Consider the following 25,165-nt stretch of genomic DNA (forward strand, 5'->3'; position numbering starts at 1 on the left):
GTGCTTCCTCTGCTCCGGGAATTGCCAGCCATGCCCACCCCTGTCATTACCCTCAACCATGTCAGCAAGGTCTATTCCAATGGCACGGTGGCTTTGCAGGACATGAATATGACCATCCAAGAAGGGCAGTTCGTTAGCTTGGTGGGGCCATCCGGCTGTGGGAAAAGCACAGTGCTACGGTTGGTGGCAGGTCTGGGGCATCTGACCACAGGCTCTATCGAATGGGGGCAAAATCTTGAGAAGGATGCTCCCCAAGGGGAACCCAAGTTGGCCTTTGTGTTTCAGGAACCGGCCCTTATGCCTTGGGCGACGGTGATGGACAATGTGGGGCTACCCTTAAAGTTGGCAGGTGAGCCCAAGCCAAAAGCCAATCGAGATGTCTTGGAAGCTCTGCAACTGGTGGGCCTGCGGGGGTTTGAGCGCAGTTTTCCCCGCGAGCTATCGGGCGGCATGCGCATGCGGGTTTCCATTGCTCGCGCCCTGGTAACCAAGCCCCAAGTGTTGCTGATGGATGAACCCTTCGGAGCTTTGGATGAAATCACCCGCAGCAAGTTGAACAGCGATCTGTTGGAGCTGTGGCAAGAAAAGCGCTGGACGGTGATCTTTGTTACCCACAACATTTACGAGGCCGTCTACCTGTCCAACCGCGTGGTGGTGATGGCGGCTCGCCCAGGGCGGGTGATAGCCGATATTCCCATCGATGCGCCCTATCCCCGCTCGGAAGACTTTCGCACCTCTTCCCTTTACAACAACTACTGCCGTGAAGTGTCGGCCCGTCTGCACGAGGCCATGCACGGCTCAGCTCAGGATCCCCCCTATTTGCGCCCCCTCTCTGCCGGACGTTTGCGCTGATGGGATCCCTTGCTTGACAGTGCTCCCTTGACTCTCTATTGCGTATCTCAACTTCACGATATGTTCGACCCGTTTGTCCACCTTCTCGAGCCATGGCGCCGTTGGCTGGGATCCGTTGTTGGCTTGGGGGAGAGCTGGCCTCTCCATTGGCCAGATTGGTCTCTGCCCAAGCTGACCGGCGCAGTTGGAGAAAAACTCGGATCCCAACCCACGGATGAGGCAGACATACCGAGTGCCGGCTCAGGGGTGCCTGCAAAGGGGTTGAATCTGGGCCGTTGGTTCAACCTGGAAGTGATTGCCCCCCTTATCGTCGGGATCCTCTTCTTGGTGGGCTGGGAAGTGGCGGTGCGGGTAACGGGAGTGCCCCACTACCTCTTGCCGGGGCCGATTTTGGTGGTGCAAACCCTCATCCGCGACTGGGGAACGCTTTTTCCTTCCCTGTTGATCACCGTGCAAATTACGGTGGTGGCCTTTTTGGCTGCCACAGTATCGGGGCTTTTGGTCGCGATTGTGTTCACCCAGAGCAAATGGATCGAGCGCAGCTTTTTCCCTTATGCGGTGATTTTACAGACGATGCCCATTGTCTCCATCGCCCCGCTGATCATCATTTGGCTGCGCAACAACACCTTTGCCGCGATGGTGGTGTGCGCCTGGATTGTGGCGTTTTTCCCGATTCTTTCCAACACCACTCTGGGGCTGAACAGCGTCGATCACAACCTGCTCAACCTGTTCCAACTGTACAAAGCCAACCGCTGGCAAACGTTGATCTACTTGCGGCTACCCAGTGCCATGCCCTATTTCATGGGGGGCCTGCGCATCAGCGGTGGCCTTTCTTTGATTGGGGCGGTGGTGGCGGAGTTTGTCGCTGGTACTGGCGGGCAGCGGGCCGGGATCGCCTACCAGATCTTGATCTCCAGCTTCAACCTGCAGGTGCCCCGCATGTTTGCGGCCTTGATCTTGGTCACCGGCTTGGGGATCCTGATCTTTATTTCCTTGAGTGCTCTATCCGACAGGGTGTTGGGCAAGTGGCATGAGAGCGCTGTGCGCCGAGAGAACTGAAAAATTGAACTTTGGTGAAAATTAGGGCCCCCTCTCTAACATCTAGGGTCATTTGGATTCAAACTAGGACGCTGCACCCACCCCTAAAACGTTGAACGCACGCGGCCAAAGGCTTTTCTCAATAGCTCAGGCGCCTCACTCTAACCTGAAACGACTAAGTGCCTTGAATAGGAGCAGGTGGAAGGCGTCTTCTGGAAAAGCCCAGAGATATCGCTGCGCTTGCTGTCGGCGGCTATCTCAGATGCTATTTTTGGGTTGCTATCGGAGGGGGATGAACTCAGTGCGGCCAATGATTTGCTGGCCTTGATCCGAGAGCGCGTAGTTGATGAAATCGGCCACCACAGGGCTGGTTCTTTGAGGTGCCACCAAAAACACATTCCGCGCCAAGGGGTAGCTGCCCCTCTGGATGGCCTCACGGGTGGGCATCTGGCCGTCGATGGGCACAATCCGCACCGTTTGCTGGTTTTGCACCTGATCGACAGTGCTGTAGGTGATGCCATCTTCTCCCAAAGCCCGCAGCAGCGGGGTGGTGACATCTTCTGTGGCGGTGGTGAAGTAGGGAGGGTTATCGGGAGCGAAGGGCAGCCCCAACAACACGAGTTCTTGGAAAACGCTGTAGGTGCCGCTCTGGGGGGCGCGATTGAGGACCCGAATCCGCCGATCCGGGCCGCCCACCTGGCTCCAATTGGTGATCCGACCCTGGAAGATATCGGCCAATTGCTGCAGCGTCAGTCCTCCTTTGTAGGGGTTGTTCACCCCCACCGCCACCGCCAGGGCATCTTTGGCCACCGGGATCGCCTGTAGACCCGCCTGCACTTCGCTGGCATTGAGGGGGCGGGAGCTAGCGGCCATCTGGATGCGACCTTCCATCAGGGCCTTCAGGCCGGCATTGGATCCATTGGGCTTGCCATCCGGGATCCCATAGGTGAGGGGAATGCCGGGGTTGCGCTGGGTGTAGCCTCCCTTCAGGGCCAAGACGATCCGGATCATCGTGACGCTGCCATCCATCTGGAGCACTGCTGGGTTGGGCAGAGAAGTATCCAGATTAACGGCGTTGGCAGGCGGGTTGGGGATAGGAGGCGTGTTCTCTCTATTCAGGAATGAGTCCAACAGGCCGGAACGATAGGCATACCAGCCGCCGCCTCCCAGTATCGCGAACAAAAGAATGTAAACGATTGGAGGTGGGCCGGAAGGTCGTGCGGTCATGGGATCCCCCCTAAAGAAAATTCACGATCCAGACTTTTGAGACTTCCCCCCTCTGTTGTATCAGCTATCCACGCAGATTGGGTGAGCGACAGGTCAAGGCATATCTATCCGCCCATGGCCGCCTCTCGTCCCACCTCGCGCAGCTCGATCACATCCGCACGGGGATCCGCCTGCACAACTTCCAACTCGATCCAAGCCCCCAGAGGAATCTGGCGTTCTAGGCGCACCGGCACCCGAAAGGCAATCTCATCCAGCATGGCCAACACCAAGTTTTCCTGCTCGCGCAGGTAGCCCAAGACCAGAGCCCGCCAAATTTGCCCCGGTCGCAGGCGCAGGTATTCGATGCTCCAATAGCGCTTGGATTTCCGCTCCACCTGGTTGGCCTCAGCGGTGCCCGGCTCAATCCCCAGCAGCAGCTGCTGCACATCCGCCTCCGTCAACGGCAAGGGATCCCCGCGCAAAAAGGCCTTGATCTGGTAGTGGGCCACCAAGTCCAGGTAGCGCCGAATCGGGGAGGTAACCTGACAGTAGGCATCGAGACCCAGCCCTGTATGTCGCCCCGGCTGGGTGGCTACTTCCGCCCGCGATAGACAGCGCATGATGGCAAAAGACCGAACTGGCCCCTGGGGATACCTATCCAGCACTTCGGGAGGAGGTAAGTCGGGAGCCGGCTGCAGACGATAGGGCACCGGGATCCCATTTTGGCTGGCGAAGCGAGCCGCCACCTCGCCGGTGAGCACCATCATTTCCGCCACCATCTGCCGCGCAGGAGTATCCTCGATTACCCGGAGGTGGGGGATCTCGTCGATGACCTTGATATCTTGCTCCGGCAGGCCGATCTGAATGGCCCCCTGAGCCATGCGCCACCCATAACGCCACTGGGCCGCCCGGGCAATAGCCGTCAGTTGGGCCTCTGCCCCCAACTCCAACATTTCATCGGCATCTTCGTAGGTGAGGCGGTAGGTGACTTTGATCTGGCTGAGGCAAATTTCGGAATCCCGGATCTGGCCGTCGGATCCCAGTAGAATGCCAAAGCTAAGGGCAGGCCGCACCTCTCCCTGCACCAAGCTCATCGGGCCGGTGGACAACTCCGGCGGGAACATCGGGATCACCCGCTCCGGCAAATAGACACTGGTGCCACGCTTGCGGGCTTCCAAATCGAGGGGATCCCCCCACTGCACCCAACAACTGGGATCGGCAATGTGGATCCAGAGCTTCACCGCGTCATCCGACCAGAACTCGACGCTGAGGGCATCGTCGATGTCGCGGGTGCTGGCATCATCGATGGTGTAGGTGTGGAGATGGGTGAGATCCCGCCGCAGATGGGGATCCCAGAAAGAGGGAGGCTGGCTGAGCAGGGCTTGGGTGTATCGCTCCACCGCCTTCGGGAACTGGGTTGGGATCCCGGTGAGGCGCAGGGCCAGGTTCTCGTGGCGGCTCCACAGCCCCAGAGCCACCAAAGCCTCAAAGGCCCCCTGCGGAGTGTCAGGAAACCCCATCAGCTCCAGCAGTTGCGAGGCCCGTTCCCGATCCGACGGGTTGAGATTGGAAGAGAGATCCTCGTGGCTGCGAATGGCTGCTGCTGCTCCCTGCAGGGCCAGGCGCTCCAGCACCTCCAGGCGGGCCCGCTCGGCAGGAGTCCAGGGATACCCTTGGCCGGGATGAGCCAGAGCCTCCCGCAGGTGGGCCTCAAACTCTAGTTGTTCCTGCTGCCGTTGTTGGGCGACGGCCATTTGATGGAGGATCTCCTTCACCTGAGCCGGAGTGCGGGGTTCGTAGCTCTCCCCCTTTTGCTTGAAGTAGGTGCGATCCTCGCTCAAGAGGCGATAGGCGGCATAGGTAGAGACCGGAGAATCATCAGAAAACAACAGCTGAGCCATTTCGGCCAAGCTCAGGGGCTGACGCTCCTCCTGCACCAGTTCCCAGGCCAGCGCCAAGCTTTCGGGATCCAACTTTGCCTGCACCGCCTGCCAAAAGCCGGGGATGTCGGAAGCCGTGAAGCTGGATCCCCCGTTCAAAGCAAAGGTAATCTGGCGAGGGTGAACACTATGAACCTGCCCAGAAGGCACCCCCAGCAGTAGGTTCTTCTTGCCCTCGGTGCCCTGAACCACTGCCAACACACGGTCGTTATTGTAACGAAACTCCACCAGTGTGCCCTTTTCCACCCGTTCTCCCCATGTCGGCTGTCGTTAAAGCGCAGGCTTTCTTCCATTCTCCATCAGCTCTGCCCGCCTGCCTACCTGGAAACCCCGGCCAGAAGACGTACGGGCACTTGAATAGGTAGCAGATGTTAGATATATCGGTACTTAAGCATATAGGTATGTGATATATAGACACACGAGATATAAATTTTTGGGTAGATTGCGGTTATGTGTTGGGCACTGCGATTTCAGAGCAGAGGCCAGCTCTGCCAGGTTTGTGGGATAGGGTTACCAGCCAGGGCTCCTAAATTCCGTAGAGATACTGTTGCCAGCATTTCGCAAGTGGATACTTCCACTTCTTCCATGTGTGATATCCTAGGGGTAAGGCACAGTTACCATAGGCTGCTCCCCAATTGAGCAAGCAAAAGGGTGGTACTCAAGAGTCGTTTCCCTACAGTGAAGGTCACGGAAACAAGAGATTCCGTATTTCTTCACCTAAAACTTTTTAGCTTAGCGCTCAAAAGGTAAACCGTGGACAACCCAAAGCGACTGTTGCTCATCGATGACGATCCGAACTTAATCCTGCTGGCCAAGGACTACCTAGAGTTTCGCGGTTATGAGGTGGTGGCGGCGAGCAACGGTCTGGAGGGGTTGGAAGCGATGCGCCATTTCACACCAGACCTGATCATCTGCGATGTGATGATGCCGGAGATGGATGGCTATACCTTTGTGGAAACCATTCGCTCCAACAGTGCTACGGACTGGATACCTGTGATTTTTCTGTCGGCGCGTGGGCAGACGGCGGATCGGGTGCGCGGCCTGACCACAGGGGCAGATGTTTACATGGTCAAGCCCTTTGAGCCGGAAGAATTGGTGGCGCAGGTGGAGTCTTCTCTCAAACATACCGAGCGCCTGTTACAAGTGCAGAATGTGGGCATTCAGCCGGTCATAAAACTGGATCGGGAAATTGAACTTACGCCAACAGAAACTAAGGTGATCCAGTACGTGGCCAGGGGCCTGTCCAACCGCGAGATTGCCGAAGTTCTTGGGGTGAGCCAGCGCACCGTTGAAAGCCACGTCAGCAACATGCTGGGCAAAACCGGCCTGCACAACCGCACAGAACTGGCCCGCTGGGCGATAGAAAGTGGTCTGGGCAAAAAACCGTTGTAATTCCCGCCACCCCTTTCAACGGCTGGAGAACTCTATCTCCTCGGCGCGATTGGAGATAGGGTAGTGATCGCACTTGAAGGGCAAGGTAACTGGGGTGGGCAAGTCTTTTCAAAAATTGGCGGGGGAGGATCTGCTGGCCTTGCCCCAACGTACATTGGCCGCCGATTTTCACTGCGTTACCCAAAAACTGGGTCTAAAGCCCCGTCCTTCCAGGACAGTTTTTGCCCTGTTGTTGTCATTTTAAACAGGAATGAAACATTTCCGTTGCATTGCTTCCTAGATTGCTTTCTAGCTCCTTTCTCCCTCTGGGACAGGATCTAAAGGTGATTGTGGAAGCGGCGTGGAACGTTTGGGCAGCAGCGGGGGTGTCTCAATCTAGTTTGAAATGACTATAGACCTGCAATGATATAGACCTGCAATGAAATAAACCCATGCTGGTCAGGGAAGCCAAACTCCTCAACGCCGCTCCAGCGCCATACCAAGCCTTGGATGAGGCCCTGCCCAGTTTGTCCGCAACCAATGCTTGCGTCACTGGATGGATGAGCGTGGTGTCAACAAAGCTGCCTTGTACTCCCGATGCAATGTTAACTTGGCAACTGGGATGGGTTTCCCCGCAAGGCTTCCAGGAAGGCAAATACTGCAGGCGGATGCAGCGCAGAGGCCAGAACAGCAGCTCCGATCACCCGCTCCAGTGGGATCGGCAGCCGGCGGATCTGGATCCCTTCGGGAATGGGGATGGCGGCCAAGCGGGGCAAGATGGCAGCCCCCAGACCCTGCGCCACCATGTTCACAATGGTGGAGTCTTCCTTCACCAAGTAGGCCACCTTGAGGGTTTGGTGAGCGGCTTCCCAGTGGTTCCGCACCGCGGTGGTGCATTCGGCGTAGTTGTAGAGAATGTAGGAAAAACGGGAAAGATCCTCCCAGGTCAGGGTTTCCGGCAGGGGCCCAAAACTCAGCGGAACCAACACAATGAACTCATCGCGGGCAATCTCCCACGTCTGGAGATCCTCAGCAGCCCGCGGCAGGGGCAATAGACCAATATCCACCTGGCCCGATCGCAACAGATGTTCAACAGTGGCCGGATCTTCCTCTGTAAGGGTGAGGGTAATCTGGGGAAATTGTTGGCGGAAGCGGGCGATCACCGGCGGCAGCAAATGGGTTGCAGCACTGCGAAAAGCGGCAACCCGCACATTTCCCCCCCGCAACCCTTTTTCCAGGTTGGCCTCATAATCCATTTGTTCCCGCAGTTGCAGCATTTTGCGAACATGGCGCAGCAGTCGCTCCCCCACCGGGGTTAGGCGCGCCCCAAAGCGACCGCGCACCAACAGGGTCACCCCCAGTTCTTCCTCCAGGCTGGCAATGGCCCGGCTCACCGCCGACTGGGAAATGTGCAATTGCAGGGCAGCATCGCTGAAATTTCCCCGCTCCACCACAGCCACCAGGGTTTGCAGTTGCGAGATGTTCATGGATCCCATCTATTCGATCTGCGCATAGATGTGATGCTATCTCAGGTTTGAACCCTCCGCCGCGCCTGACTAAACTACGACATAGCTTCCCCTTCACACTGCGAAATAACGCGAAACAGTGTGAAATCATCTTTATCTTCCTGTCGTTGGTCAAGTGTCCCTATGTCGAGATCCATGTTTGCCCTATTGCCTTTCCATCAATTTCGAGATACTCCCGGCGTGCGTTTTTTCGACATCACGGTTGCGCGATCCAACGCCCGCGATTTGGTTTACCACGATGGGCCGGCCATCAGTCCCCCCAACAATCCGCAGGGCTATTGGCAGTTTTATATGCATCCACACCAAGAGGACAACCTACTGGCTCTATGGGGCGGACGGACGTTTTACCTGGTGAATTTTAGCTGGAGGGATCCCTTCCATATTGTGCGCCTGGAAGCGAACCGAGGCATTTTGCGCATTCCTCCCGGCACTTTTCACCGTTCCGTCTCCGATCCAGAGGGATCCATCGTATTGAACCAGGCGGTGCGCGACGAAAAAGCCATCTTGGAAAAAGAATTTCGCATCTACGACAGCAGCCGTATTCCCCGATTGCTGCAGGTGACCTCGGCGCCTGCACCTTTGCCCCGCATTTGTGCCTGAGTACAGTTAACCCATGCCCCCCCGCGAGTCAATCAGGGCTCGCAATCGGGCAGCAGCCTGTGTGAGCTGTGCCGAGGGAATGGACACTGTGGGGTCGAAGGGATGCCCTGGTGGGTTGGCTGTGGCCAGAGGCTCAGCCCTCTTTGGGGATCCCTGCAGGTGAAAACTGAAGCTAGAGTAAAGATGGGTGCTGGGGGATCGACCAATGCTCTCTCTGGAGCGCAAGGGCATAGCGGATAGCTCGCTCAATTTGGCGGAGTACATCGACCATACTCTGCTGTTGCCGATGGTTACTCCAGAACAGATTGACCAGGGGTGTGAGATCGCCCTGCGCTATGGCTTCCCCACTTTTTGTGTTCCTCCCTGCTATGTGCCGCGGGTGGTGGAGCGGCTGCACGGATCCCCGGTCAAGGTGAGCACGGTGGTGGGGTTTCCCCTGGGCACAACCACTGCAGAGGCCAAGCTTTACGAGGCCCAACTGGCGGTGGAGCAGGGGTGCCGGGAGCTGGACGTCCGCATCAACTTGGCTTGGCTCAAGGCGGGAGAGCTGGATCGCCTCCATGCCGAGATTGCCCAACTGGTGGAAGAAACGGGGGTTTGCGTCAAGGCCATTTTGGAAACGGCTCTGCTGACCGAGGAGGAGAAAAAGCTGGCCGGGGAGATTTGTATCGATGCGGGGGCGGCTTTTTTGATGACCTCCACCGGCTGGATGGGGGGGGCGACGCCGGCAGATGTGCAACTGTTGTGGCAACTCAGCCGCGGTAAAGTGGGGGTGAAAGCGTCGGGCGGCATTCGCACGGTGGCTCAAGCAGAGGCCATGATCCAGGCGGGGGCCAGCCGTATTGGCACCTCTTGGGGGCTGGAGCTGATGCAAGAGCTGCGAGCCAGAGGAACCCCATGAGTGGGCGCACCTACCGGGTTACGGGCATCAACCTGAAAGGGATCCCCCTGGGAGAGGCGGATCGGATTGTAACCATCTTGACCCGCGAGCAAGGGTTGATCCGGGCGGTGGCCAAGGGATCCCGTAAGCAGCCTTCCAAGCTGGGCGGGCGGATGGAGCCTTTTGTCATCAACGATTTGCTGATGGTGCGGGGGCGCTGGTCTGCCCAAACAGAGACTTCCCAGCGTTTACAGCGCATTGTCCAAGCGGAAACCCTCCAGACTTTTCCCCGCCTCAGCCGCAGCTTAGCCCATCTCACGGCAGCGCAGTACTTGGCGGAGGTGGCCTTGCTGTTGGCCTTGCCCGATCAAGCTCAGGAAGAGCTGTTTGTGGTGTTGGTCGAACACTTGGAACGCATCGAGCGGGCTGCTTCGGAACAGGCCGTTCTGCCCTTGCTCACCCACGGGTTGTATCACCTCCTGGCGTTGGCGGGGTTTGCCCCTCAGGTACAAGCCTGCTACTTCTGTCAAGGGGAGTTGGTCGACGGCGTTTTTTTCAGCCCCCAATGGGGTGGCTTGGTCTGTGATCCCTGCCGGGTGGCCCAGCGGCCCAGCCCAATTGCCTGGGTCTCCGCTTCTGCCTTACGTGCCTTGGGATCCCTGCCCAACTCGACATTGCCTCTGCCTGAGGATTCGCTGCCTTTGGCTGCTTGGCTGGAAGCAGAACGTCTGTTGCGGCGTGTTTTGGAGCATCATACAGATCGAGAAATCCGTTCCGCCGAGCTATTGGCCAGTTGCTACGCTGTTCCCACCGCAAACGGCCAGGGATCCCCAGCTTTTCCTGAGGGACATCCCGAAAAATGGGCATCGGTCTGAAAAAGTTGTGAAGGTATGTATCAAGTCCGGCCCAATAGCCGCAAAATAGAGCATCGAGGCGGGTTGGCAGCCGATTTTGGATGATAAATTAGGTTATGGAAAGTAACTTCTTACGAAGGCCTCTCAGGTTTGAGCAATGGTTTGGGGGGAGGAGTGCCTTGCACCAGGTACTGGACAGCATCATCAGGTGGGATTGAAGTTGGAGCTTTTAACAAGATTGAATCGACTGCTGAGAGGGCCTTCTGTTTTGTGCTTGTTTCCCGGAGCTGCATCCCTGGGGTGCGGCTTTGGTTAATTGCAGATGATTGCTTGTGAGTGTTCAATTTCACTCGGTGAGTCTGCCCAACTGAGGAGCAGCCCCTGAGGTTCCTGCATCCGCCCAACTCGAGATAGCGCCCACCTTAGTTCTTTTTCAGATCTCTCTTTTACCGAGTACCGTTAGAAGTTCAGGAGTTGCAGCACCGTGGAAGCACAGCGTAAGGAACGGATTCTGGTGGTCGATGATGAGGCCAGCATTCGACGCATTTTGGAAACCCGTCTGTCCATGATCGGATACGACGTGGTCACAGCTTCGGACGGCGAGGAGGCGCTGGAGGTTTTCCACAAGCAGGATCCCGACCTGGTGGTGCTGGATGTGATGATGCCGAAGCTGGATGGCTATGGGGTCTGCCAGGAGCTGCGCAAAGAATCGGACATCCCCATCATCATGCTGACGGCGCTGGGAGATGTAGCCGACCGTATCACAGGGCTGGAGCTGGGGGCAGACGACTATGTGGTCAAGCCCTTTTCGCCCAAGGAGCTGGAAGCTCGCATTCGGTCGGTGTTGCGCCGGGTGGCGCGGTCGGCCCACGATGGGATCCCCAGTTCTGGGGTGATTCAAGTGGGGGATATTCGCATCGATACCAACAAGCGGCAGGTCTACAAACGGGACGAGCGCATTCGCCTGACGGGGATGGAGTTTAGTCTGCTGGAGTTGTTGGTCAGTCGGTCGGGGGAGCCTTTTTCCCGCTCCGAGATTTTGCAAGAGGTGTGGGGCTATACCCCGGAGCGCCATGTGGATACGCGGGTGGTGGATGTCCACATCTCGCGGCTGCGGGCCAAGCTGGAGGATGACCCCAGCAACCCAGAGCTGATCCTGACGGCCCGAGGCACCGGCTATCTGTTTCAGCGCATCGTTCAGGGAGAGGAACAGGCACGGTCTTGAGAGGGGATCCCTCGCAACCTCTCTTCAAGAGCGGCCTGCACCCGCCTCAACACGCCAACCCAGTCTCCCGGTGTGTCTTGTCGAAACAGTCGCATTACCCCGGGGTACCAGGGGCTATCTTCTCGATGGAGCAGCCAGCGCCAATCGGCGGCAAAGGGGAGCAGCACCCATACCGGCTTGCCCATCGCCCCGGCCAAATGAGCAACGGCTGTATCAACGCTGATCACCAGATCCAACTGGGCAACGGCTGCGGCTGTATCGACAAAACTGCGGAAACGGGATCCCAGCTCCACCACCTGGTACTGCTCCAATAAGGCTCCCACCGGGTGAGGACTCTGTCCGAGTGGCGCGGACAGATCTTCCCCCACCTGCAGGCTAACCCACTGGATGGAAGGCACATGCAAGTGCTGGAGCAGCAGATCCAGAGGACAACTTTTCAGCCTTTGCACGCGGTTGAGATCAGGGTGGGCACGCCGGCCGCTGGCCCACACCAGCCCCACTTTCATCCGCTCCTGGGAAAGCTCTGGCCAGGAGAGGCTCAAAGGGATCTGCGGCCCACTTGCGCGAACGGGACAGACAAGGTAGGGGATGCAGGCAGGGATCGTCTCCAGGGTGGTGCCCAACCGCTGTGGCAAGCTGAGCAAGGGCAGATGGCAATCGAAAGAGGGCAAGGGATCCGTTTCCGAGATCACCTGCACCTGGGGAAGGGGGAAGCACCCTCTGAACAGCTCGACAAGGGATCCCTGACAGCGGAGGCAGATTTGCGCTTGGGGATGGGCCTCGGCCAGCAGCGGCAGGTAGCGCACAAACTGAATCGTGTCCCCCAACCCTTGTTCGGCGTAGATCAGCAGGGTCTGGCGGCCCAGAGGGGATCCCGTCCACAGAGGGGAAAGAAAGCGCGGGTAGGTCGCCCCTTGTCGCTGCAGCCGCCATTCGTATTCTCGCCACCCCTCCTCGTAGCGGCCCAGGGTCAGCAAAGCCGTGCCCAGGTTGTAGTGGATCTCCGGCCAGTGGGGGGCCAACTGCAAGCTGCGCCGATAGGCTTCAATGGCCGCTTCCAACCGGTTTTGTTCCTGCAAGATGGTGCCCAGGTTGTTGTGAGGCTGGGCGTCCCTCGGCAGCAGCAAGATGGCCCGTTGCAGACAATCGGCGGCCTCCTCCAAGCGATCTTGCAGGTGCAGGCAGTGGCCGAGGTTAACGAGAATTCGCCCCTCCTGGGGTGCAAGGGCGAGAGCTTGGCGAAACCAGCCTTCCGCTTCCTCAGCTTGGCCATCGAGCATCAGGGCATTCCCCAAAGCTGCCAAGGCATAGACCTGGGGAGGCTGGGCTGCTGCTGCCTGTTGCAACACCTCAATTGCCTGGGCCAATTTCCCCAGGGTGAGCCAACAACTGCCCAATCGGAAAAGCAATTGCCCATCACCGGGGGCAAAGGCCAGGCCCTGTTCGTAGGCTCGCGCCGCTTCCTCTGGGTTGCCAAGCTGCATCCAGGCATCGCCCAGATCCTGCCAGGCCGGCACCCAATCCCCCCGCAGGTGCAGAGCCAGTTGCAAGGGGGTCAAAGCTTGGCGGGGATCCCCCATCTGGAGATAAAGGGATCCCAGCAACGCCTGAGCGGCGAACAGATGGGGATGGGCGCGGGTAAGCTGCCGGCAGAGGTGCAGAGCAGCTTTCAGATCCCCCGCCTGTCGGTAGCGTTGAACCCACGTCAGAGCCGCCTCTGGGGATGGGATCTCGGATCCCCGCTCTGGATCCTGTGACTCAGCCGCTTGCCGGTTGTCTTTTCCTCGCCCAAAGCCCCGTGGCACGTCTTTGCCTCTTTTTTGCCTCTTTTGAGATCCCTTTCACTTCTTAGCCCCCTCCCCCCAGTGTCCAAATGACAGCAGTGGGACAGGATCCCTACTCAGGCTAACAAAAGGTTCCCACTGCCCCACTTTTCACAGGCCATCCCTGGGGCTCAGTTGCGGCGAAACAGGCTGTCCAAGTAGATGCGCGCCGCCCGCCGGTCGCTCTCCCCACTTTGGAGCAGGAATAACGAGAGCGCTGCCGTCACCACCCGATCCTGATCCCAGTCGGGATGGCGAGAGAGGTAGTTTTTGAGGGTGTCATGCAGCTCCTCAGGAATTTCGCTCAAAATGCTGACGCTGTGAGAACTCATAGTCCAACTACTCACTCGGGCTTAAGAGGGGAGAAAACGGTATCCCGCAAAACCTGCGGCCACAGCCAAAACTTGGGCAGCTCGAACAGAGCGAACCCGCAACATCAAAACCCAACCTAGATAGGCCAAGAGCCTCAGCAGGCTCGCAAGCAGAAAAGCAAGCAATATAGGTTCATAGCTTGCCCCTATCCCAGCGGATGGGAGGGAGGGCATGCACAACTGTTCCTAAGCCTGTCGTGGGCTGTAGAACAGATGAAGTCTTTTCTGAGGAGAGCGGTTGGGAACACCTCCACGCCACTCACCCTCAGGTGCGGCTATTCTGCCCTTTAACCCACGGGGGGTGTCAATCCCAAGTCAGGGATCCAACAGGACAAAAGCTCTCCATTGGCCTTGATGGGATCGGAAAAAACGGCGCGATCCCGTTACGTTTCTCAGGGTGTAGTCGCCTGAACCTTACCGACCTCCACTTTTCCACAGAAACCCCCGATGCCGCCCCCTGAGGGAAAGGCCCTGTGGAAAACGGCCCACCCGCCTGTGGAAAGCCTGGGGAAAACCTGTGGATTTCCGGGAAATCTGAATTTGTCCAAAAATTTTTGTGTTTGTGTCGAGCATTTCTCAGGGCCACTCGACTCGGTAGCGCAAAAACAGCTCCTTGGAGCCACGGCGGCATTCCAGCAGCTCCAACTGGGGCAGGGATCCCTGCACTTGCCAACCCTCAATGCTGGCAGGCGCATCGGCATATCCACTCAGCAGCACCGGAGCGAGGGTAACCCACAGCTCATCCAAGGCCCCTGCCTGGAGAAATGCCCCCAAAAGCCGCCCCCCGCCCAACAACCCCACCCGTTCAATGCCCAAGCTGCGCAGGCGGGCCAGCCGTGCCGGCAGATCCCAATCGGCAGCCACCCAGATGTCTTCAAAGCCGGTTCGGTTCCGCCAAATCCGGGATCCCTTGGGAGTTGTCCACAGCCAACGGGTGAGGGGCTGGCGAAAAAACGGCAAATCCTCAGGAATATCCCCGCTGTCGGAACAGATGATCGTCAGGGGCTGGGGAGAGAGGCCCTGAGCGGTTCTGCGTTGGATCAACTCGGGATCCCGAATACGCAGACTGGTGCCGTAGGCCCGCAGAGTGGCTGCCCCCATGATCAAAGCCTGTTGCTGAGCAGCTTGGGTTTCCAAATGCCGATAGTCCTCAGGGCTGCTGAAGGAGGGCCTCTGCGCTCGGTGGGCTGCGATCTTTCCATCCAAGCTCTGGGCGAAGATGGCAACCAAGTGGGGACGATTCAAAGGCAAGATCGCTGGGAAAGGGTGGGCAAACCCCACAAATTGACCAGAATAGAGTCAGGCATCGCCGGGGGAACCGTGGCACCGGTCACCAGAGCGCCCACGCGGAATGGATATGCTAGGGACATTTCAATCCTCCACCATCCGGGTTGAAGTCGAGGCCAGTGCATCGACGATGCAGCGCTGTCTGACAGAGGTGGGATTGTTGCAGCAGTGGATCTGGCCCCAGCAACTGCAGGGATCCCTTCCCGAAAGGCTGGAGCTGGGCAGCACCTTTGCGGCCCAATGGGGCCCCCTCTCGATCATGCACCAGGTGGAAACCCTGCTGCCGGAACGGCTGCGCCTGCTGATGTGGGGAGGAGCCGATGGCTACTGTGACTGGCTGTGGGGGAACGGCTGGGTGCAGTTGCGGGTAGAGGCCGTCTCTCTCCTGCCCTTGGGCTTGGGACAATTGCTGATGCTGCGGCGGCTGCAACAGTTTGCCCAAAGCCAAGAACAGCGCCCCTCTTAGGACTTAAAAAGCGACCTTCCGGCAAAATCCGTGGATCCTCGGCTTGACAAAATGCGTTTCGGTTGCAGCATGCTCCTTCTCTAAGGATTTTCCACTACGATAGTTGTAGCAGAGCTTACTCTTCCCGTCCGAGAGGCCCAATGAATCCGCCGACCAGCCCCACCCCAACCGCCATCGAGCAGGAAAAGTTCGAGATCCGCTTGGGAGAAGCCCTCAACCGAGCAGGACTGCTCACCCCCGCCCAACTGGCTCAGGCCATGTGGGAAAAGGCCGACAACCCCTTGATGTTGGGGGAGCTGTGTATGCAGCACGGCTGGGTTGCCCCCCGAGATCTCTACCCATTGATTCCGGTCGAATTGGTGCGCATCGGCGAGATCTTGATGCTGCATGGGTATCTGGAGCTGGAGCACACCCATCAGGCCCTGATTCAGCAGCGGCAGCACCCGGAGCGCAAGCTGGGGGAGATCTTGGTGCAGCAGGGCTGGGTACAACCCCACTGGTTGGAATGGGCCTTGGACAAGCAGCAGCGGCTGCGGCGCCAGAAAGGAGCTGCCAACAGTTGGGAGGTGATGGTGGAGCAGTGGTCCACCATTCCCGATCAGCCCCCTCTTTACGTCTCACCTCTACAGGTAGCCCAAGAGACCTACAGAGTTACCCAGCAATACAAAGCCCAGCTGGAGCGCTACCAAGAGCAAATTGCCATCTTAGAAGCGCAACTGGAGCAACAGCGGCAGCAGCAACAGCTCATGGCCGAACAGTCGCTGCGGCAGGTTGCCGACTATCAAGCCCGCCAGCAGGAACAGCAGCAGCGCATTGCCCAATTGGAAGCCCAAATCCAGCAGGGCACTGAACAACAAAAGGCTGCCCAACAGCGCATTCGGGAACTGGAGGAGCAACTCCAAGCCCAGCAAACTCAGGGATCCGCGCAACTGCAAGCCGCCCAAGCAGAGCTGGAAATCCTACGTCGCCGCTGCCACGAGTTGACAGAATGGCAATCTCAGGCCAAACACCAGCTGCAAGAGCTGGGATCCCGATTGCAGGAGCAGCAGAAGATACAGCAGGATCAGGCACAGCAGCTCCAAGAGCAAACCCACCTGCGTCATACTCTGCAGCAAATGGAAGCCCAAGTGGCCGCCCTGAACCAATCGCTGCAGGAGCACCAACATCAACTCCAACTGGCCCAGTCCACGAAACAGCGCTTAACTGCCGACCTAGCCCACGTTCGCCAAGAAGCTGCCGAGGCCACCCACCGCTTGCAGGTGCAGCTCCAAGAAACCCAAGCCCAACTGCGAGAAACTCAAGATCGCTTGCAGGAAGCCCAAGCCCAAGTGAGCCAGCTCCAGGCCCAACTGCAGGCGGCCCAAGCGGAAAACCGTGCTCTAGCCGCAGCGCTAGCCGAAGCCCGGCGAACTTCCCCACCTGCAGCTGCACCGACCCCAGCTCCAGAGAAAGCCCGGCCAGAGGCAGAGGATCTCAAGACCCTGACCGTAGCCGACTGGGCAGCCGAGCTGAGTGCCCCAGAAAGCGAATTGCCCCCGCAGCAATATTTGGGGGAAGAGGACTTGGAAGCTCTACAGCGGGCCACCCCCTGGGTACAGCGGGTATTGACCCAATTGCGGGCGGCTGGCCTAATCGACAATGCCGGCATCGAAACCGTCATTCACGCTTGGGAAAAGGAAGGGGGCACCTTCACAGATGTGCTGGCCCACCACAGCGGCCTCAAGCCGGAGACCGTCAAATTTTTCAGCGAAGGGGGCTACTCTGTTCAACTGGCAGGGGGACGCCACGTGGCCGACTACCTCAAGGCTTCTGGATTGGTCAGTGCCACCCAAATCGAACAGATCCAGAAGCACCTGCCGCCAGGGGGATCCCTGTGTCAGGCCCTTGCCCAAGCCGGGATTCTACGCCGGGCCACTGCCCTGTATTTCGAGCGCCACTTCGGCGGGCAAAAGCCCCGCCGCCCGCTGCGGGAAGAGCTTTAGAGGAACCATGCTCTATCGCTGACGCCAACGACCGACAAGGGATCCGAATACAGACACAAGCTGCCAACAAGATGCCAATTAGACTAGAAACTAGATAGAGATAGATCATCAGAAGCGACCGGTTTCTCACCCCTGAGAGACCCAAGTTACTCGGTAGTTGTGTCGATCTCTTCTGCTATGACTACGGAAGCTCCAACTCGACCTGCTCAGCAGTTCTCGCCCTCGAGAACCCAGGTTCGCCAGCCCTACCCCCACTTCAAGGTGATCGTCTTGGATGACGATTTCAATACCTTTCAGCACGTTACGGAATGTCTGCTGAAATACATCCCCGGCATGACTTTGCCCCTAGCGCGGCAACTGACCGTGCAGGTGGATGCCGAAGGGCAAGCAGTTGTTTGGGTCGGCCCTCAAGAACAGGCGGAGCTCTACCATCAGCAATTGCTGCGGGAGGGGTTGACCATGGCCCCTTTGGAGCCGGCCTGAAGCACCAGGCGTTCGTAGCTGCGCTCAACTGCTGCCAACAGCTCCGCTTGGCCCCAACCGGCGTAAAGGCTGCTGGCAATGGCCAGCCCACCCGCCCCCACCCCTTCCTTGACATAGCCCCGCTCGTAAGCCTGTAGAGGCAGATAGCGGCTATTGGCAAAGCTCAGTTGGGTGGCCAAAAGGGGAGCAACCCCCAACAACTCTGCCAAGGCCACCGTATTGCCCGAGGGATCCTCTGCCACCCAGCGGGTGGTTCCCACCACCACGTTCTCTGGGGGCCAAGGGATCCCCTGCTCTTCCCCCCAGCGCTGCATCAAGGCCAGCACCGCCAACATTTGGGTTCCCCCTGCCAGCAGCACCGCTCCCCGTTGCGCTGCGCCCATCGCCAACCCGGCCACAAAGGGCTGCATGGGATCCCCCACTGCGGCCACCACCTCAGCAGCAGAAGCTCCCCTTGGCAGACGGGCCAATCCCTGCCGGGCCAAGGCCAGCTTTTGGGCGTGGTTGCAGACCGGGTGGCTGCTGTTTACCATGCCCTCTGCTGCCCACCCCAGTCCCAACAACACCGCCAGCGCCGTGGTGGTGCCCCCTGCCACACACTCCCCAATCACACAGTAGCCTTGCTCCAGCCGGGATCCCCGGTCGTACCCTTCTTGCCACAGGGATCCCACCTGCTCCAAAGACAGAGCCTGTCCTGTGCTCAAGCAGCGGGCCACTCCCCCAGAGCTCACCATTTCTGCCCCCGGCAAAGGTTCCGGCAAGCCACAATCGAACACTCGGCACGGGATCCCCAACTCCCTCAGGATGGCGCAGCTGATCACCACTGGGGAAGGATAGCCATCCGGAGAGGTGGGCAAGCGGTGAGAATGGCCCGCCAGCAACACTTCCCCATCGGCAAGAGCTGTGTAGCGACGCAAGGAGGGGGTAGCGCCGGCAGCCGAAATGCCCGGAACAAGAGCCGTTTCGGTAAACCCCAAGCAGGCCAGAAACAGAGGTCGGGATCCCTGCACCCGTTCGCACCACCGCCGGGCCACAGCCGGCTGAGTGTAAGCCTTAACGCAAGGAAACGGAAGCATACCGGACACCGAGGCAAACAAGCCAGAGTCTATCCTGAGCCAGAAGGGCGGGATCCCGTACTCGCAGGAGGGGTTGCCTCCTGCTGAGGCAATCGGATTCGGATAGGATGGGTATACCCAATGCAGTTTATTCAGGGCAAACGGAAGGCCATGAGCTTCTTCGACTCTGAGATCGTCCAAGAGGAAGCCAAGCAACTGTTTCAGGATTTCCAAAACCTGATGCAGCTTGGTCAACGGTACGGCCAATTCGACCGGGAAGGCAAAAAAATCTTCATCGAACAGATGGAGGAGTTGCTGGAGCGCCAGCGCATTTTCATGAAGCGGCTGGAACTCTCCGACGACTTTATGGCTCAAATGACCATCAAACAACTGCAAACTCAGCTTGGGGGGTTTGGGCTCTCCCTGACCCAAATGTTTGACCAGATGCACCAGACCCTAGAGCGCATGAAAGCTGAGGCAGACGCTGAGCGTTGACCCCCAAGAACGACCTACACGAAGGGATCATGTCTTCTTCCCGCCAGACCCGCAACCAGAAATTGATTCTGGAGGTGCTAGAGCAGCAGTCGCAGCCCCTTTCGGCGCAAGAGATCTTTCTGGAGTTGCGCAATGCCAACCACACCGTCGGTCTGGCCACGGTTTATCGAGTTTTGGATGCTCTGCGCAATGAGGGCAAGCTGCAAGCGGTCAACTTGGGAGACCAGCAGACCTACTACCAGGTTCTGCCCAGCAATGGCCACAACCGCCACCACCTGATCTGCACCGAATGTCGGCGGGTGGTGCCTTTGCCCGATTGTCCGGTGGAAGATTTGGAGGCACAGCTTTCCAGTCAGTACCAATTCGCGATCGAGTACCATGTGCTTGACTTCTACGGCGTCTGTGCCCAGTGCCGTAGAGGGGTTGGGCCAGGCCCGGACTCACAGCGTTCCTCTTTTCTCAAAGCTAAGCCCAAATGATGAGCTATCTCTGGACAGTGTTGATCGGGCTGGCCGGCGCCCTGATCGGGGTCAAGCTGAGGCTTCCGGCGGGAGCACTGGTGGGCTCCATGGTGGCGGTGGGTTTGGTGAATGTCTGGGGGGCGATCCCAATTCCCGCTCCCCCAGCCGGGATCCGTTTTGCCATGCAGGTGGTGTTGGGCATTCTTTTGGGTACTAAGCTCACTGCCGATACGCTTCTGGCCCTGAAAGATCTGTGGCGACCAGCCCTGCTCTGTACAGTGATTGCGGTGGGCACGGGGGTCTTGTCGGGGTACCTGATCTCCCGTTGGCTGGGGATCGAGCGCTTGACTGCCATCTTGGGCACAGCTCCAGGAGGCATTTCCGACATGAGCCTGATAGCCCTGGACATGGGAGCCCAAACCAGCACAGTGGTGGTCATGCACTTGGCACGCCTGATCAGTGTCGTTGTGGTCGTCCCCTGGGTGGTGCGACTGCTCGTTCAGCCGGGCACGAGCTAGGAAACTCCTCAGAGCAGAGATGGTGGGTGGGTTAGACTAGGGGCGATACAGAACTTAACAACTGAACCGCCGCCTTGGAACTTTCCCCTTCTCCCCTCACCTACCATGCCGACGCTGCCGGATCCCCTTGGAGCGCTGCTCTCCGTTCTGCAGATGGCTCTTTGGGCAATGTCTCCTCTGGCCAAGGCGATTGGTGGCCTCTACAGCTGCATTGGCAGGGGGAGCCAGACCCGGTACAGCCTGAGCTGGTGCAGGTGGATCCCGTGCTGCGCTTGCTGCTTTTGGGGGATGGCTTTACCACCCGTAATCTTGCTGCCTTGATCCAAGAGCCGATTCAGGCTCATCTGCTGGACACGGGCCGGGTTGATTTACAGGCAGAGCAGGGCACTGCCCCCAAGTCCATGCAACAGCTGGCCAGAGATTTGGGGCGGCTGGGATCCCCTTTGATGCGGCGGCGGGTTTGGCTGTGCGGGGCAACCTCTCAACAGCCCTTGCTCTATGCCACCTCTTGGTGGAACTCTGAACATCTGGTTCAATACTTGCCCCATCCCGATCGGCCCATTGGCCAAAATCTGATCCAAGAAAAACTGGAGACCTTTCGCGAGCTGCGCGGCCTTTACCACGGCGAGGCAGACCCGGTTGCCCGGCTGCTGCAGTGTCCCGGTCCCTTCTGGGCTAGGCATTATCTTTTGTTGCACAGGGGCCAGCCTTTGACCGTCATCTACGAGGTGTTTTCTCCACGGCTGGCCGCAAGGGCCCTGTCCCGCTAGCGCGACGGAGACCTCCAACGGCGCACGGCTGCGGTGATGGCGGCTGCCACCTGCGGATCCAATTGGGCGCTGGCGGAGATGCGCTGATAGTCCTCTGGGGTCAGTTGATGGGCGACGATGATCTCGGCAGCAGCAGCCTCAAACTGTTGTTCGATTTGCCGACGTTCCTCGCTGCTGTTGGCCTGTTGGAGGCGATTTTGGGTGCTCTCCAGAAGAGGTTGCACCGCCAGGAGGGTGCGGGCAAAGCGGTCAATCTGCTCAGAAGAAGGTGGAGAGGTGGCTTCAGAAAGACTAGCCGGGGCCGAGGTCATTGTCTCTGAAGAGGTTGCGGGCAGATCCCCATCCCATCCGGAGTCTGGCCTGGGCGAGGGAGAGGGATCCGGGTTGGCAGGAGCCTGGAGGGCCACTCTGCCGGCTGCGTCCAAGTCTTGGGCCGGGTTGAGGGCATTCCAAAGGGCCAAGCCCGCCAAACACAGAGCAGCCCCTATCAGTCCAGCACTCAAGAGGGCGAGCCAACTGACAGAGGTCGCAGTCGGCTCAAGCACCACCTGCACCGGCGCATGAGGAGGCAAGGGTTTGGACATGAGGCTGAGATCGTAAGCCCGACGCTGCTGGCTATCGCTGAGAACTCGGTAGGCGTGTTGTAGCTGGAGGAACTCCCGCTGGGCCAACTGCCGCAACCCTGCGGGGATATCGGCAGGCAACCGATCCGGGTGCAGTTCGCGTGCCCGCTGGCGGTAGGCAGCTTTGATCTCCTCCAGGCTGGCTTGGGGAGAAAGCCCCAGCTGTTGGTAGTAGGTGGGGGAAGCAGGCAGAGTAGGCATGGGAGCAGTTGGTTGCAGAACAGAGGGAGAACCGGCTGCCTTCGAAGGCCAGCCACCTTACCCCAACAGGGATCCCCCCTTTCGGACCAGCATATCCTGCCCGGTTCAGCGAGGCTGCTGGCCCAAGAGCTAAGACACGTAAACCCCTGTTAGAGGCGCGCTCAGGGCTTCTTCCAACTCTGCCAGGCCAAGACGACGCTCCAGGATATCCATCACCTCGCGGCCAAAATCATGGGGGTTGCGATCCCAGGCTTCCAGACACACTTCCCCAAAAAAGGATCCCAGGGGTTCTGGGTTCCAGAGCAGTTTGCGCGCCGTCCAAGGAGTCATGTGCATGGGGTTAAAGCGGTCGTCGATAACACCGATTTTGCGAGCAAAATCTTCTAGATGAGTGTGGGGTTGCAGGCCGATGAAGAAGATGGCCGGCTCAACTTTGTCGCGACCAAAGATGGCTTCCAGCTCGCGATGGTACCGTACTGTTTGCCGAATGGTTTCCGGTCGCTCGTCGATGACATTAAAGGAGTAATTGACCGAAACCAGATCGTTGAACCCTGCCTGTTTGAGGTAGCGGCAACTCTCCAGTACCGTGCGCAGGTTATAGCCCATGCGCATTTTGCGCACCAGCTCCTGGGATCCGCTGGTGATGCCGATCTCGAAGTAGCTCATGCCAGTTTTCACCATGAGCTCGGCCAGCTTTGGGGTGAGGTTGTCGGCCCGAATATAGGCAGCCCAACGAATATCGGTCATGCCGGCATCAAGGATTTTCTGCAGCAATTCCTCCGCATCCTCAATGTAGCGGCGGGCAGGGATAAACTGGGCGTCAGTAAACCAAAAGTTTCGCACTCCTCGCTCGTACAACTGCATCATTTCTCGGATCACCTCATCCACAGGGTTGAGGCGCACCTGCTTGCCTTCGATGACGGTGTAGATGCAGTAGCAGCAGTTGTGGGGGCAGCCGCGCTTGGTTTGTACCCCAATGTAAAAGTCGCCCCCTTCTAAGTAGTAGTCAATTTCCGGCCAAATGGCGGTGATGTAGGTGTAATCACAGGCGGTTTTTTGCAGAGGTTGGGGCGGCTCGTGGATCAAACCTGGGCGAGGTTGCTCCAGCTTGGCCCGATAGCAGCGCTCTGTGGCTAGGCTTTGCCCTTGGATGACTTTTTCCAGCAGCGTTTCTCCTTCCCCCACCGAGATGATGGTGCCTTGGGGCAGGTAGCGGCCCAATTGTTCGTAGAAGACGCTGACTGCCCCACCCCCCAACACCGCTTCAGCGTGAGGTTTGTAGCGCCTGGCTCTGCGGATCCCCTGCCAGACCAGCCGTGTGTTGCGCCAAATCTCGCCATAGTAGGCCAGCACCAGCCTGAGGCTATTCAGGGATCCCCGCAATTTTTTCAGGGGGTTGCGGGCGTAGAAAAACTCAAAAGAGTGTTGCAACAGGTTGCCGGCCCGCCCGTTCACCGGCGCATAGACTTGAATATCCCGCCAAGAGAAAACCAGCAAATCCGGCTGAAACTGGTCGATCTGCTCCAGCATGCGGCGGCGAAAATCTAGGGGCGGAAAGGTGCCCATATCGAAGATGCGCTGCTCAACTTGGGGGAACAGCTTGTGGACATGATCGGCCAAGTAAACCACCCCAATGGGAAAAATGGGGTTGCAGGGCAGCCGTACATAAAGGATTTTTTGAATCTTCAGGTTCGAGGCCATATAACCTGAGAGCTTACTTTACATCTCTTCACTCACTCTAGTCGGTTTTTGAGGGGCGCGGCGGCAGGGATCCAAAAGGGACAAGGATAAGCTAAAGCTGAAACAACCAGCAGGGTCAGACCTGAGGAGGGGATATGGCTCCAGAGCGCCCAATTTGGCACAGTCGCTATCGGCCAGAGCGGCGATTGAGCAAGCGCAGCGGCAGACACACCTACCTGGCTCAGGATTTGCTCACCTCGGAACAGGTGGTGATCAAGCTGCTGCTCTTCGGGCCAGACTTCGATTGGGCCGACCTGAAGCTGTTCGAGCGGGAAGCCCAGATCCTGCAGACCCTCTCCCATCCGGCCATTCCCCAATACCGTGACCACTTCGAGATCAGCCTCAAGGGAGGGCGTGGCTTAGCGCTGGTACAAACCTATATCGAAGCCCCCTCGCTACAGGAGTGGATGGAGCAAGGGCGGCGCTTTGCCGAGCCGGAGGTGCGGGAGCTGGCGCAAAAGCTGCTGCGCATTCTCGTCTACCTGCACGAACTCCATCCCCCCGTCATTCACCGGGATCTCAAGCCCAGCAACATTCTCTTGGGATCCGACCAGCAGGTGTATCTGGTGGACTTTGGTTCGGTTCAGGCGGCTGCCCCCCGGGAGCAGGGATCCTACACCGTGGTGGGGAGCTACGGCTACATGCCCCTAGAGCAATTTGGCGGCAGAACCGTGCCCGCTTCCGATCTCTACAGCTTAGGTGCCACCCTAATCCACCTGCTCACCGGACAACATCCGGCGGATCTGCCCCAGGAGGGATCCCGTGTTCTGTTCGAGCAAGCGGTGCACCTGAGCCCGCCCTTTCGCGACTGGCTGCGGTGGTTGACGGAGCCTCTGGTGGCGAATCGTCCCGCTTCCGCCCGGCAGGCCCTGGAGGCGCTGGAGCATTTGGATCGTCGTCCCGCCTTGATTCCCTCAGACGCAGCAGCAGTCCCTCCTCGACAGCCAGCAGGCAGCCGGATTCAACTGCACAAGTCCGAACAGACCTTTCAGGTGGTGATCCCGGCCCGGCAAACCGGTGTTTTGGCGTTGCTGCCTTTCGCCATCGCTTGGAACTCCGTCATCACCTTTTCCACGATCATATCGGTTGGGCATGCGCCTTTTCCGGCCAATCTGTTGTTTGGCCTATTGATCCTGCCCTTCTGGACGGTGGGGTTGGTGATGGTGGGCGTGATCCTCTACGGTCTATTCGGCAAAGTCCACCTACGGATCGACACAAAATACATTCGCCTGGTTTACGAGGTGTTTGGCCTGCGCTTTCGCAGAGTTCCCCCCAGTCGGCGATGGGATATTGACCGGCTAGAGCTGATCCCATGCCAAAGCCCACAGTTGAACATCTGGGCGGGCAACCGCAAATACGAGTTGGGAGCGGGGATCCCTTTGCAGGAGCCAGAGCTGG

General features: G+C 58.6%; 24 protein-coding genes. 15 read left to right on the forward strand and 9 right to left on the reverse strand.

Annotation, left to right across the window (positions count from 1 at the left end):
• Positions 1 to 30: 30 nt before the first annotated feature.
• On the forward strand, positions 31 to 852 hold the full coding sequence (locus tag NW829_RS00920; RefSeq protein ID WP_414389998.1) for an ABC transporter ATP-binding protein: 822 nt from the start codon (positions 31 to 33) through the stop codon (positions 850 to 852).
• A gap of 60 nt (positions 853 to 912) precedes the next feature.
• Positions 913 to 1,911, forward strand: coding sequence for an ABC transporter permease (locus NW829_RS00925; RefSeq protein ID WP_414416242.1), 999 nt, complete (start codon positions 913 to 915; stop codon positions 1,909 to 1,911).
• 258 nt (positions 1,912 to 2,169) lie between these two features.
• Here NW829_RS00925 and NW829_RS00930 read toward each other — a convergent pair whose 3' ends face one another.
• Entirely contained in the window at positions 2,170 to 3,117 is a 948-nt protein-coding gene (locus NW829_RS00930; protein ID WP_414412790.1) for a phosphate ABC transporter substrate-binding protein, read from the reverse strand.
• A gap of 104 nt (positions 3,118 to 3,221) precedes the next feature.
• Positions 3,222 to 5,282, reverse strand: coding sequence for a ribonuclease catalytic domain-containing protein (locus NW829_RS00935; RefSeq protein WP_414416243.1), 2,061 nt, complete (start codon positions 5,280 to 5,282; stop codon positions 3,222 to 3,224).
• Positions 5,283 to 5,789: 507 nt separating this feature from the next.
• On the opposite strand from NW829_RS00935, the gene NW829_RS00940 reads away from it, so the two are divergent.
• Positions 5,790 to 6,428: a response regulator transcription factor gene (locus tag NW829_RS00940; protein ID WP_011434112.1), complete on the forward strand. Its 639-nt coding sequence runs from the start codon at positions 5,790 to 5,792 to the stop codon at positions 6,426 to 6,428.
• Positions 6,429 to 7,012: 584 nt separating this feature from the next.
• On the opposite strand, the gene NW829_RS00945 is transcribed toward NW829_RS00940, so the two are convergent.
• The gene (locus tag NW829_RS00945; protein ID WP_414343826.1) at positions 7,013 to 7,894 is read right to left on the reverse strand and encodes a LysR family transcriptional regulator; all 882 of its coding nucleotides are present in this window, start codon (positions 7,892 to 7,894) and stop codon (positions 7,013 to 7,015) included.
• Between the two features lie 174 nt (positions 7,895 to 8,068).
• On the opposite strand from NW829_RS00945, the gene NW829_RS00950 reads away from it, so the two are divergent.
• From NW829_RS00950 to rpaB, 4 genes are all read left to right on the forward strand, one after another.
• Entirely contained in the window at positions 8,069 to 8,533 is a 465-nt protein-coding gene (locus NW829_RS00950; protein WP_414343843.1) for a redox protein, read from the forward strand.
• Positions 8,534 to 8,738: 205 nt separating this feature from the next.
• Positions 8,739 to 9,434 (forward strand): deoxyribose-phosphate aldolase, encoded by a 696-nt coding sequence (deoC, locus tag NW829_RS00955; protein WP_414407456.1) that lies wholly within the window; start codon positions 8,739 to 8,741, stop codon positions 9,432 to 9,434.
• Positions 9,431 to 10,288 carry a DNA repair protein RecO gene (gene recO, locus NW829_RS00960; protein WP_414413209.1) on the forward strand — a complete coding sequence of 286 codons (858 nt, stop codon included), beginning with the start codon at positions 9,431 to 9,433 and terminating at the stop codon, positions 10,286 to 10,288. The genes deoC and recO overlap by 4 nt, the downstream gene beginning before the upstream one ends.
• Before the next feature lie 463 nt (positions 10,289 to 10,751).
• The gene (rpaB, locus tag NW829_RS00965; protein WP_011434119.1) at positions 10,752 to 11,492 is read left to right on the forward strand and encodes a response regulator transcription factor RpaB; all 741 of its coding nucleotides are present in this window, start codon (positions 10,752 to 10,754) and stop codon (positions 11,490 to 11,492) included.
• Here rpaB and NW829_RS00970 read toward each other — a convergent pair.
• The 3 genes from NW829_RS00970 to NW829_RS00980 all read right to left on the reverse strand — a co-directional run bounded on the left by NW829_RS00970 (position 11,465) and on the right by NW829_RS00980 (position 14,931).
• On the reverse strand, positions 11,465 to 13,297 hold the full coding sequence (locus NW829_RS00970; protein ID WP_414413208.1) for a tetratricopeptide repeat protein: 1,833 nt from the start codon (positions 13,295 to 13,297) through the stop codon (positions 11,465 to 11,467). The two genes, rpaB and NW829_RS00970, sit on opposite strands and share 28 nt — an antisense overlap.
• 149 nt (positions 13,298 to 13,446) lie before the next feature.
• Entirely contained in the window at positions 13,447 to 13,647 is a 201-nt protein-coding gene (locus tag NW829_RS00975; protein WP_414413207.1) for a DUF2811 domain-containing protein, read from the reverse strand.
• A gap of 615 nt (positions 13,648 to 14,262) precedes the next feature.
• Positions 14,263 to 14,931, reverse strand: a complete 669-nt coding sequence (locus tag NW829_RS00980; protein WP_414416244.1) for a RibD family protein — start codon at positions 14,929 to 14,931, stop codon at positions 14,263 to 14,265.
• A gap of 112 nt (positions 14,932 to 15,043) precedes the next feature.
• On the opposite strand from NW829_RS00980, the gene NW829_RS00985 reads away from it, so the two are divergent.
• The 3 genes from NW829_RS00985 (at position 15,044) to clpS (ending at position 17,904) form a co-directional block, all read left to right on the forward strand.
• Positions 15,044 to 15,439: a hypothetical protein gene (locus tag NW829_RS00985; protein WP_011434124.1), complete on the forward strand. Its 396-nt coding sequence runs from the start codon at positions 15,044 to 15,046 to the stop codon at positions 15,437 to 15,439.
• Between the two features lie 140 nt (positions 15,440 to 15,579).
• A complete protein-coding gene (locus NW829_RS00990; RefSeq protein WP_414416245.1) occupies positions 15,580 to 17,421 on the forward strand; it encodes a hypothetical protein in 1,842 nt (613 codons plus the stop codon).
• Positions 17,422 to 17,598: 177 nt separating this feature from the next.
• Entirely contained in the window at positions 17,599 to 17,904 is a 306-nt protein-coding gene (clpS, locus tag NW829_RS00995) for an ATP-dependent Clp protease adapter ClpS (RefSeq protein ID WP_011434126.1), read from the forward strand.
• On the opposite strand, the gene cobT is transcribed toward clpS, so the two are convergent.
• Complete coding sequence (cobT, locus tag NW829_RS01000) at positions 17,853 to 18,980, reverse strand: nicotinate mononucleotide-dependent phosphoribosyltransferase CobT (protein WP_041436788.1); 1,128 nt, start codon at positions 18,978 to 18,980, stop codon at positions 17,853 to 17,855. The genes clpS and cobT overlap by 52 nt on opposite strands.
• Before the next feature lie 150 nt (positions 18,981 to 19,130).
• On the opposite strand from cobT, the gene NW829_RS01005 reads away from it, so the two are divergent.
• The 4 genes from NW829_RS01005 (at position 19,131) to NW829_RS01020 (ending at position 21,203) form a co-directional block, all read left to right on the forward strand.
• Positions 19,131 to 19,454, forward strand: a complete 324-nt coding sequence (locus NW829_RS01005; RefSeq protein WP_011434128.1) for a DUF1825 family protein — start codon at positions 19,131 to 19,133, stop codon at positions 19,452 to 19,454.
• Between the two features lie 29 nt (positions 19,455 to 19,483).
• A complete protein-coding gene (locus NW829_RS01010; protein WP_414413203.1) occupies positions 19,484 to 19,933 on the forward strand; it encodes a Fur family transcriptional regulator in 450 nt (149 codons plus the stop codon).
• Positions 19,930 to 20,433, forward strand: a complete 504-nt coding sequence (locus tag NW829_RS01015; protein ID WP_414330730.1) for an AbrB family transcriptional regulator — start codon at positions 19,930 to 19,932, stop codon at positions 20,431 to 20,433. The genes NW829_RS01010 and NW829_RS01015 overlap by 4 nt, the downstream gene beginning before the upstream one ends.
• Before the next feature lie 74 nt (positions 20,434 to 20,507).
• Positions 20,508 to 21,203 (forward strand): chorismate pyruvate-lyase family protein, encoded by a 696-nt coding sequence (locus tag NW829_RS01020; RefSeq protein ID WP_414413202.1) that lies wholly within the window; start codon positions 20,508 to 20,510, stop codon positions 21,201 to 21,203.
• Here NW829_RS01020 and NW829_RS01025 read toward each other — a convergent pair.
• Together NW829_RS01025 and NW829_RS01030 are read right to left on the reverse strand one after the other, a co-directional pair.
• Complete coding sequence (locus NW829_RS01025; protein ID WP_011434132.1) at positions 21,200 to 22,027, reverse strand: DnaJ domain-containing protein; 828 nt, start codon at positions 22,025 to 22,027, stop codon at positions 21,200 to 21,202. The genes NW829_RS01020 and NW829_RS01025 overlap by 4 nt on opposite strands.
• A gap of 129 nt (positions 22,028 to 22,156) precedes the next feature.
• A complete protein-coding gene (locus NW829_RS01030) occupies positions 22,157 to 23,728 on the reverse strand; it encodes a photosystem II high light acclimation radical SAM protein (protein ID WP_414343837.1) in 1,572 nt (523 codons plus the stop codon).
• A gap of 134 nt (positions 23,729 to 23,862) precedes the next feature.
• Here NW829_RS01030 and NW829_RS01035 point away from each other — a divergent pair.
• On the forward strand, positions 23,863 to 25,165 hold a 1,303-nt coding region (locus NW829_RS01035), incomplete at its 3' end, for a serine/threonine protein kinase (RefSeq protein ID WP_414416246.1).

Origin of the sequence: Synechococcus sp. R55.8 (genome assembly GCF_047461895.1) — a bacterium.
In the GTDB taxonomy this organism is placed as follows: domain Bacteria; phylum Cyanobacteriota; class Cyanobacteriia; order Thermostichales; family Thermostichaceae; genus Thermostichus.